The 9,363-nt window shown below is 61.9% G+C and carries 9 protein-coding genes; all 9 read right to left on the bottom strand.

The window, feature by feature from the left end; all coding sequences use genetic code 11:
• On the bottom strand, positions 1–560 hold a 560-nt coding region (locus ABN482_RS03490), incomplete at its 3' end, for a TadE/TadG family type IV pilus assembly protein (protein ID WP_349502685.1).
• Positions 553–1,428 (bottom strand): tetratricopeptide repeat protein, encoded by an 876-nt coding sequence (locus ABN482_RS03495; RefSeq protein ID WP_349502686.1) that lies wholly within the window; start codon positions 1,426–1,428, stop codon positions 553–555. The genes ABN482_RS03495 and ABN482_RS03490, both read right to left, overlap by 8 nt.
• Positions 1,425–2,411: a type II secretion system F family protein gene (locus tag ABN482_RS03500; protein WP_349502687.1), complete on the bottom strand. Its 987-nt coding sequence runs from the start codon at positions 2,409–2,411 to the stop codon at positions 1,425–1,427. Before ABN482_RS03500 ends, ABN482_RS03495 begins: the two co-directional genes overlap by 4 nt.
• 9 nt (positions 2,412–2,420) lie before the next feature.
• Positions 2,421–3,419, bottom strand: coding sequence for a type II secretion system F family protein (locus tag ABN482_RS03505; protein WP_349502688.1), 999 nt, complete (start codon positions 3,417–3,419; stop codon positions 2,421–2,423).
• A 1-nt stretch (position 3,420) separates the two neighbouring features.
• On the bottom strand, positions 3,421–4,890 hold the full coding sequence (locus tag ABN482_RS03510; protein WP_349502689.1) for a TadA family conjugal transfer-associated ATPase: 1,470 nt from the start codon (positions 4,888–4,890) through the stop codon (positions 3,421–3,423).
• Between the two features lie 11 nt (positions 4,891–4,901).
• Entirely contained in the window at positions 4,902–6,131 is a 1,230-nt protein-coding gene (locus ABN482_RS03515; RefSeq protein WP_349502690.1) for a CpaE/TadZ family protein, read from the bottom strand.
• Positions 6,132–6,152: 21 nt separating this feature from the next.
• Positions 6,153–6,803, bottom strand: a complete 651-nt coding sequence (locus ABN482_RS03520; protein ID WP_349502691.1) for a CpaD family pilus assembly lipoprotein — start codon at positions 6,801–6,803, stop codon at positions 6,153–6,155.
• A 14-nt stretch (positions 6,804–6,817) separates the two neighbouring features.
• On the bottom strand, positions 6,818–8,392 hold the full coding sequence (locus ABN482_RS03525; RefSeq protein ID WP_349502692.1) for a type II and III secretion system protein family protein: 1,575 nt from the start codon (positions 8,390–8,392) through the stop codon (positions 6,818–6,820).
• A gap of 57 nt (positions 8,393–8,449) precedes the next feature.
• Positions 8,450–9,363, bottom strand: a 914-nt coding sequence (cpaB, locus tag ABN482_RS03530) for a Flp pilus assembly protein CpaB (RefSeq protein WP_349502693.1), incomplete at its 5' end; no start/stop codon positions are given.

Here is a 9,363-nt window from a genome sequence, read left to right on the forward strand (position 1 = left end):
ACCTGCTTGAAGCGATAGCGGAATGCATCTTCGAGCGTCAGGAAGGTGGGCAGTGGCGTGATGTATTGCTTGCGCACGTCCACCGTAATGCTCCAGACCGGTCGCGATTGCGAAGTTCTGATCGCATCGTCGTCCTCGCCCTGCGCGCTGCCCGACGTAGCACGGTCATCGACGGACTGCCCACCGCCCAGTGCCTCCAGCGAGTCGAAATGCTCGACCTCGATCCGAATATCATCCGGATCGAGATAGCCATAGGAGTAGCGCCGGTCAGCCATGCGCTCAGCCACCAGCGTCTTGACCGAGGCCACGTCGAGCCGGTCTTCGCGCCGCAGCGACTGAATCGCGGCATCCATGGCCGTACTGCCGATGCTGATGGTCAGCATGATGCGTGCCAGCTCCATGAACATCATGATGCCGACCAGCACCACCGGGATCAGGAAGGCCGTCTCGGTGGCGATTGCGCCGCACTCGCCAGACCGGGCGTACCGGCCCATGACGACATGCCGGTGCATGATCCGTTGCAGGATGGGTATCCTGTGCAGGCACATGGCCTTACTCATCCTGATCCTGCAGCGCCAGCATCTGGCGGCTGGCAACCAGCAATTCGGCGGCAACGGGCTCACCCTCGCGGATACGCGTGCTGTAACGCATCAATTGTGCCTGCAGTTGTTCGGCCTGACGCTCTGAGACCAGTTGGCGCAATGCCTGATCGGCCTGTTCCGGCTGGTTTTCCAGCAGATAGGCCAGAGCCAGGTTGAGGGTCAGCGTGGGCATGTTCCTGGGCATGTCCAGCTGACGCAACAGGCGAATGGTTTCATCCGTCTTGCCTTGCGACAGATAGGACAGGGCCAGGTTGTTCAGCAACGTGAAATCAGCGGGATCGATCTCCTGGGCCTGACGCCAGAGCGCCTGTGCCTGTTCGTGCTCGCCCTGGGCATCAAGGATCACTGCCTTGCCGTTCAGGGCCACGGTATTGACTGCATCCAGCTTCAAGGCGCAATCAAAATCCCCGAGCGCCGCATCGGTCTGGCCCAATGCCAGGCGGGCGCGGCCCAGTCCATTGCAGAGCGCCACCCCGGTCGCCGGAGGCAATACCATGGGATCGCCCCCCATCTCCTGCCGGGCGCGGCCAAACAGGGCCAGTGCCTGACGCGGAGAGCTGACGGTCGCCGCCACGGTGGCATATTCCAGCAACAAAGCTCCCTTGAGCTCGCCACGTTGGTCGAGGCGGGCATAAATGCCTGCGGCCCCTTCCATGCGGCCATTGTCGCGCAGCATGCGTGCCAGACGCAGGCCTTCGGCCAGACTGCCGGTCAGTTCCTTGTCGGCCGCAGCCGTTGTCGATGCAGAGGTGCCGCCCAGGCTGGCACACCCGCCCAGGGCGGCAACCAGCGCAATGGCGCACAGAGTCTTGAGGGAAGTTTTCATTCGGTCAGCATCCGGATCACGCGCACCAGGGCAGGCGTTGCCATGAGCGCAACAATGGGGGGGAGAATCATGGTCATCAGGGGCAGGCTGAGTTGTGCCGGCAGCTTGCCGGCCCGCTCTTCCAGCGTCAGGATCAGGGTGGTGCGGCTTTCATCGGCGATGGTGCGCAGTGCCTGTGCCAGCGGCGTGCCGTAACGCTCGGCCTGCACCAACGAGGCCACCATGCTTTCGATGGCAGGCACACGAGTGCGTTCGGCCAGATTGAGCAATGCCAGGCTACGCTCGGACACCAGTTGCAGTTCGGCCTCGGTGTAGCTCAGCTCTTCCGCCATGACCGGTGCGCTCAGGGCCATCTCGCGTGCCACCACCTTGAAGATGCGGCCCAGGGGCAGACCTGCTTCCGCGCAGATCACCATCAGGTCAAGGGCATCCGGCACGCTGCGTGTAAGCCGCTCGGCACGACGTGCAGCACGTGACTTGACATACAGTTCCGGCAACAGCGACCCCACGAACCAGGCCACCAGCGAAATCGCCAACCCGGTCAGCGTCAGGCGATTGGAAGCATCCAGCCAACCCAGTTGTATCGACAGCAGCAAGGCCAGGCCACTGAGCGTCTTGAGCGCGATGAACAACCCACCGGCATCGCTGTAGCGATAGCCTGCCTGGGCCAGCAGCACAGCCTGCTCGCGACGCGCCTTGTCATTGCCGGCCAGTGCATTGCCGAAGGCCGCCAGGCGATCCATCCACTGTGCCAGGCGGACCGAACCGGGTCGCCCGGCATCCCGCAGGATATCGGCGGCCGCGCCGGCATTGAGAATATCCCGGCGCTGCGTATCCGGCTGTACGGCGTAGTCGCGCAGCCGCTGGCCCAGGTCGCTGCTGCGCACGCCGCCGGCACGCAACACCCAGCCGCCCAGGGCGACACCCAGCGCCAGCATCAGCAGCATGAATTGCACAAAGGGATCGGAAAAGAAGCCATCCATGTCGCTCTCCTAGGCCACTCGGCGCACCATCAGGTGCGTAATCAGCAGCCCCAGTGCAACACTGCAGACCGCGTAGACCGTGACCTTGATGCCGGCAGGATCGTTCAGCAGAAACTGGAAATCCTCGGGCGCATTGACGTACATATAGGCCATTACCGACGGTACCAGCGCCGCCACGATCTTGGCTGACGCACGCGCCTCGGAAGTCTTGGACATGACCTTCATCTTGAGTTCGGCACGCGCGCGCAAGGTCGCGCTCAGACGATCCATCGTCTCGCCCAGCCGCCCGCCGGTTTCCTGGTTGATGATCAGGATGACGGCGAAGAAACGGTATTCGGCAATCGGCACGCGCTGAGCCGAATCGATCATGGCGCGACGCAGCGGTACCCCCAGGCGCAGCCAGCGATCAATCTGCAGCAATTCGGCCGATAACGGGCTGCGCAGGTGCTCGGCGGCAATCGCAAAAGCACTGTGCAGGGGTACGCCAGCGCGGCAAGTACGGGTAATGGCATCGATGGCCTCGGGCAGGGATGTGCGCAGTGCTTCCAGATAGCGATCCAGCGCTCTGCGATAGGTCACCAGTCCGATCAGCACGAACAGCACCAGCGCGGACAGCGATCCGACCAGCAGCGGTGCCGGTGAGCGCCGGCCCAGCAACAGGCCGCCGATCAATGCCAGTGCCGCCATCACCACCAGCCTCAGGCGCAGGTTCTCACGCCAGCCCAACACATCGAGATTGGCATGGGCGCGTGCCAGCCAGGGCCCCACCAGCGGCCACGAAGCCATCCGGAATGCCTGTTGTCCATCCTGCAGGATGGAGATTTCATCATCGCCCGCCAGCCCTTGCCGGCCAGCAAGTTCGGGCTGCAATTCCACCTGAAGCTGTGCCAGGCGCGCCGCGGCCTGTTCTGCCAGACGCTGGCGACGACTGAAGGCGCGCAGCGCATAGATACCGGCAAACACGGCCAGGAACGTCAGCAGCGTGAACAGGTCCAGCAAAGCACTCATCTCAGTGCCCGTCCTGCTTGAAAAGGTGCGCCTTGTCCGCATAGAACAGTGGCCGCACCCCGCCCGACACATGCTCACCGATGACCTGTCCGGCATGGCTGATGGAGCGGGTACGGAAGGCAAACAGTTCCTGTGTCTGGATCACATCCTCTTCCATGCCGCCCAGCTCCACAATGGAGACCACACGACGCGCACCATCGCGCATGCGCTCGATCTGCACAACCAGATCGACGGCACTGGCGATCTGGCGTCGGATCGCCATCAGCGGCAGTTGCATGTTGGCCATCATCACCATGTTCTCGAGCCGCAGCAGGGCATCCCGCGGGGTATTGGCGTGCACCGTGCAGAGCGAGCCGTCATGGCCGGTATTCATGGCCTGCAGCATGTCGAAGCATTCACCACCACGCACCTCGCCCAGGATGATGCGGTCGGGCCGCATCCGCAGCGAGTTGCGCATCAGGTCGCGCTGGTCGACCTTGCCGGTGCCCTCGGCGCTTTCGGGCCGGGTTTCAAGCGTAATGACGTGCTCCTGCTGCAACTGCAATTCGGCCGCATCTTCGATGGTGATGATGCGCTCGGTCGGATCGATTTTCTGGGACAGCGCGTTGAGCAACGTCGTCTTGCCGGCACCGGTACCGCCAGACACGACGATGTTGAGTCGGGCCTGCATCGCCTTGGTCAGCAGGTCGGCCATATCCATCGACATCGCGCCACGCTCGGCCAGCGACTCCAGCGCCAGATTGCGGCGCATGAATTTGCGGATCGAGATCGTGGTACCACGCAGCGCCAGGGGATGCGTAATCACATTGACCCGGCTGCCATCGGCCAGGCGCGCATCCACCATCGGATTGGCTTCGTCGATGCGGCGGCCGACCGCCGCGGCGATGCGCTGAGCCGTATTGAAGACGTGTTCCTCGTCCAGGAATGACACCTGGGAAAGCTCCAGCTTGCCAAAGCGCTCGATAAAAACCTGGTGTGGTCCGTTGACCAGAATATCGTTGATCGAATCATCTTCCAGCAACGGCTGGATCGGACCGATACCGATCATCTCGTCGAACATCTGACGCGAGATGGTTTCCTCTTCCTGCGAAGACAGGTGCAAACGATGTTCGTCGGCGATACGCCGAATGACGCTGTCGATCTGGCTCCTGAGCCTGTCGCGCTCCATGCGCGCCGCCTTGAGCGGGTCGATCTGTTCGAACAACTGGGTACGGATCAGGCGACGCTGGTTGAGTGACTCGGGCGTCAGCGCCTGGGAGGCACGGCCTGTCGATCGTGGCGTGGCCGGTGAGGCCTGCCTGGATACGGCAGGCGCTGGCGCAGCAGCTACCGGAGCGCGCACTGCTGCAACCGGCTCGTGTGCGACAGGCAGATCCTGTACTGTGGCCGGTGCCGGAGCCACCGAGGCCGTGCCGAGCGCACGCGGCTGTGGCCGTGCTGCCGGCGCAGGAGCGGGTTTTCGTACCAGCATCTCGCGTCTCCTCAGGCCGCGCGGCGAACCGCAGTTGCATCACGCGTGAACAGCGAGCGCAAACGCCCTGCCACGCCTCCCTGGCTGCGGGCGGCCGCTGCCGGCTGGCGACCAGACAACAGGTCGGCCAGGCCCGCCAGTGCATCACGGAATGCCGGGGAAACATCAGGGTCCAACGGCCCCTTGAGCAGGCTGCCAGCCAGGGCCGGCCCGCCCCAGGGCAGAGCCAGAGCGATCTTGTGGCCGACGAATTCTTCGAACTGTGCGCGAGGCACGGCAGGCTGCGCGCCCTGGCGACTTGCATTGGCCACCAGCAACAAACGCTGTCCGGCACTCTCGTCGCCAATCTCGCGCAGCAACCGCAATACCTTGCGCGCATCCTGCACGGTCAGATCCGTCAGCACCACCCGGACTTCAGCGTGGCGCAGCACTTCCAGGCAGGCACTATCACGTTGCGCCGGCAGGTCCCAGATCGACAGGCCGAACAGACGACACAGCGCCGCGCCCAGCTGCAGCACCTGCCCTTCGTCCAGGGTGCCGGCATCAATGTCCGGTTGCTGGGCCAGCAGATAGATGCGGTCGCTGATGCGTGACAGGGTCCGCAGCAGCAGGCGCGGATCACTGTCTCCGGCATCCAGAGCAGCCCGCAGACCATCGGTCGGCCCCGTACCCAGCAACAGCGGCAGGTCACCGTTGCGTCGGTCGAAGTCCACCAGGGCCTGGGGCGCATGACCAATACGGGCCAGCGCCAGTGCCAGGGCAGCAGCCACAGTGCTGGTTCCAGCTCCACCGCTGGCTCCCGTCAGGGCAATCGTCCGACCGGAAGCCGGCACCTGTACCGGCTGGTCATCATCGGCACGCTGCAGCACCTGGGCCAATTGGTCGAAAGCCACCGGCTTGAGCAGGTAGTCCACCACGCCTTCGCCGAGCAGGCTGCGATAGAGATTGACGTCATTGCGCTCGCCCAGTACGACCAGGCGACAAGCCGGACCCGCGGCCTGCAGCAGTTCACCCAGGGCAGGCAGGGGATGGGCCTCGTGGCTGATATCGACAACAAGGATCGCAGGAGCAGCCTGCTGCCGGCAATATGCCGCAGCATCAGCCACGCCACCCGCCGCCACGACACGGGGCCGTCCGAGGCGGTCCAGGTAGTCGGTCAGTTGCGGCACATCGGCCGGTGTCACGAATACCGTGACACGCGGATCGCCTGCAAGATCAGACTGGATATCGGTTTCGCTCATGTCGCTTGCTGCCTTGTTCCGTTATTCGTCGAAATCGATATCGACCAGGTCTTTCACTTCGTCTTCGTGGTAGCGGCGCACGGCTTCGGCCGTCACCACGCCATCGGCGGATTCCAGCACCTTGGGCTGGATGAGGTCACGCGGATCGCTGACCATCTGTGCCAGGTTGTGCCGGTTGGCACAACCCAGCGGCCCCAGGCTCCAGTAAGGATGCGAGGTCAGCGGCCAGCGGTTCAGATCCTTGTTGGCCGGCCCGCAATCCTGCGCCTGCACAGCGATGGACTCCGAGCGCAGTTCAAGATCCCAGCCCTGAGCCAATGCGGCTTCCTGCGCTGCCATGCCGGCCAGCGGCAACACGGCCACATCGCTTGCGCCGGCCTGGCGCAATGCCTCGGCCAGACGGGCGGCCATGGGCACACCCTGCGTGCTGAGCGGTGCCACCGTCAGCGTCTGGCGGCTGATGCGGCCCTGTTGGCGCAGCAGTTCATTGACCTGCTCCAGCGCATCCGGAGCCAGGCCACCATCTTCGGTAACCGTCAGCCCAAGCGCCAGGGCCTGGGGTTGCACCGCGACCGGCTGCGCAGGCGGCGTCATGCATGCACCGAGCGCAGATACCAGCAGCGCGGAGACAGCCAGCCTGGACCAGCGGGAAAGCGTTGAATTCTTCAGCATGGACGGTGTCCTCCTCAGTACAGATAGCCTGCAGCAGCCTGCTGCGGCACCAGGGAATCGATATCGGGAATGCCCTGGCCCGGTACTTTCAGGTCGGACTTCGAGACCGGATCGACGACATAGGCCGTCACCAGGATGACCAGTTCTGTTTCGCGGCGCTCGGTCTGTTCATGCTCGAAAAAACGACCCAGCAACGGCAGGCTGCGCAAGCCCGGCACGCCCTGAACCGTCTGCCCGGTATTGCTGCGCAGCATGCCGGCCAGGGCAAAGCTCTGGCCACTGGCCAGTTCGACCGTGGTATCGGCGCGCCGTACCGTAAAGGCCGGAATCGTCGATCCCCCTTCCAGGGTGACAGAGCCCTCGGCCGTCAGTTCGCTGACTTCAGGCGCGATATGCAGGCTGATGCGATTGGAGGACAGCAGGGTCGGCGTCATGCGCAGGATCACGCCATAGGACTTGTAGTCGATCTGGACATTGTTGTTGGTGATGATCACGATGGGCACTTCGCCACCCGCGGCAAACGCCGCCGTCTCACCGGACATGGCCGTGAGGTTGGGCTCGGCCAGCACCGTCGCCATACCCTCGCCCTGCATGGCCGTCAGCAACACCCCCAGGCCAAAGTTGCCGCGAGTACGGAAACCACCGGCCGAAATACCGCCACCTGCAGGCACTGCACTGCCGATCACGCCATTCATGCCGCTGACCATGCCAGCCGTATTCGAGGCCGCGGAAAACAGATTGCCGAAGCCACCGGTCGCCGCCCCGGCGACACCCCGGCTCGTACTCAGCACGGCAGCCCAGTCAAAGCCCAGCTCGTGCGACATCGTGCGAGACATCTCGACCACCCGCACCTGAATATTGACCTGTGCGGACTGCTCGACCTTGAGCTGGTTGATGACGCTACGGGAATTCCTACCACCGCTGCCTGCTCCACCTCCTCGAGGTCCCGACACACTATCCAAATAGGTCTGAACACTTTCAATTAACTGTTTGGCCTGCAGCGGTGTCCGCACATTGCCGCGAACCAACAAGCTGTCGTTCACCGAAGGCTCGATTCTGAAGCTCTCTTTATCTATACCAGGATTCCAACCAAGTATTTTTTCTTTCAGCCCTTCCAAGTCATACTCGACCTTTATTCTAAAAGCCGTGATCACCTGTTCATTATCATCCAGCGCATACAGCGTCGTTACACCAACCTTCTCTCCATATATAGGCCACTTTTTTCTTGAGACAACTGGACTATCCACATTCATGGTCATCGCGTCAGGGTCTGCCGACACAGCGGGGGACACCACCTGGACGGTATCTTGCATCCCTTGCGGCAAAGCTTTGCCAAGAGGTTGAACACCGACAATCTCTGGATCAGCCACCAGAATATGAGCGGCAGGCTGCTTCAGATTCAGCATTTCTCCCTGCCCTACCTTCAGCAAAATTTCTCCTTCTGGAGAAATAAGCTCCACACCTCTTGGCAAGCCCGCTGTCTGTGCCTGCGATACAGGGCCAAGCATCATGCCAAAGAGCAATGCGAAGCATATCTTTGATACGAAGGTCTGCAAGCTGACGCGTATCACAAGGGATTTCTTTTTCATATATTCAAAAATCTATAGAAACTGAACGATGCGAATTCGACATATTTATTGGGCAGGCTATCGCGAATTACCCAATGAAGTCTGGCGCGCTGCTCGCCCCATATAAACTGTGGCGCTGGGTATATTTCTCACTGAAACACGCCCAAAAATATTCGTCGTATCGCTCAATCGCGTCACACCGTCCACATCACCTGCACTGCTCGCAATACGTCGCGAATTTTCCGACGTCTGCGAGCAGGTCTGATCATCGGCTCGCCGCAACGACATATGCAATGTGCCCAAACCTTTGGCGACCGCCAGTTGCTCAGCCTGCTGTGGATTGACCTCCAAAGTCACTGTTTCCGAATATTGGTTTGCAGTGGCTCTTTTCTGCGCGTCTGCTTTATTCTCAGGCTCACTGGACGTGTGTACGGGCACGATACTGTCTGCGTTCACGCCCAAGGCCAACACGCGGACATTGCACAAAATCGTCTCGGCAGCTAACGGTGGGGGCTGATTTGCCCCTGGTGCGGACACAATACCGTTGACATCCAGACTCAAAATCACATCCACGCGATCATCTGCGGCCACCTGCCCGGCATTGCTCGCCACCGGGTTGGTCGGCACAGTAATCGCACGCATCCCTTTGCCTAAAACAGCAGCCAGGAAACCTGGTTCATTGGGCCGCACCAACAAATCAAACCGCAGTGGCTCGTCTTGCTTCAACGGCTGTCGCAACGTAGCCCCGTTTAAATTGCTGGCATAACTGGCCTCTACATCACCAGCCCGGATCTCACCAACAGGTACGGGTTTCGGACTAAAAGAATTACCTTTAATAAACTCACCCGGCTCCAAATCATCAACCGCCACCAGTATCTGGCGGCTGGCAGGCGGCTCGACCTGCACTTCCTTGACGACAATCTCGGGCGGCGGCGGACGCATCAGCGCACGCGCCACCAGGGCAGAAGTAGCAGCCAGGACCAAGGCACCAG

Source organism: Corticimicrobacter sp., from assembly GCF_040137905.1.
Classification (GTDB): domain Bacteria; phylum Pseudomonadota; class Gammaproteobacteria; order Burkholderiales; family Burkholderiaceae_B; genus Corticimicrobacter.

Coding starts and splice junctions, on each gene's coding strand:
- ABN482_RS03510 (WP_349502689.1), bottom strand. CDS start 4,890: ATGCTGGTACGAAAACCCGCTCCTGCGCCGGCAGCACGGCCACAGCCG.
- ABN482_RS03495 (WP_349502686.1), bottom strand. CDS start 1,428: ATGAAAACTTCCCTCAAGACTCTGTGCGCCATTGCGCTGGTTGCCGCC.
- ABN482_RS03505 (WP_349502688.1), bottom strand. CDS start 3,419: ATGAGTGCTTTGCTGGACCTGTTCACGCTGCTGACGTTCCTGGCCGTG.
- ABN482_RS03525 (WP_349502692.1), bottom strand. CDS start 8,392: ATGAAAAAGAAATCCCTTGTGATACGCGTCAGCTTGCAGACCTTCGTA.
- ABN482_RS03500 (WP_349502687.1), bottom strand. CDS start 2,411: ATGGATGGCTTCTTTTCCGATCCCTTTGTGCAATTCATGCTGCTGATG.
- ABN482_RS03515 (WP_349502690.1), bottom strand. CDS start 6,131: ATGAGCGAAACCGATATCCAGTCTGATCTTGCAGGCGATCCGCGTGTC.
- ABN482_RS03520 (WP_349502691.1), bottom strand. CDS start 6,803: ATGCTGAAGAATTCAACGCTTTCCCGCTGGTCCAGGCTGGCTGTCTCC.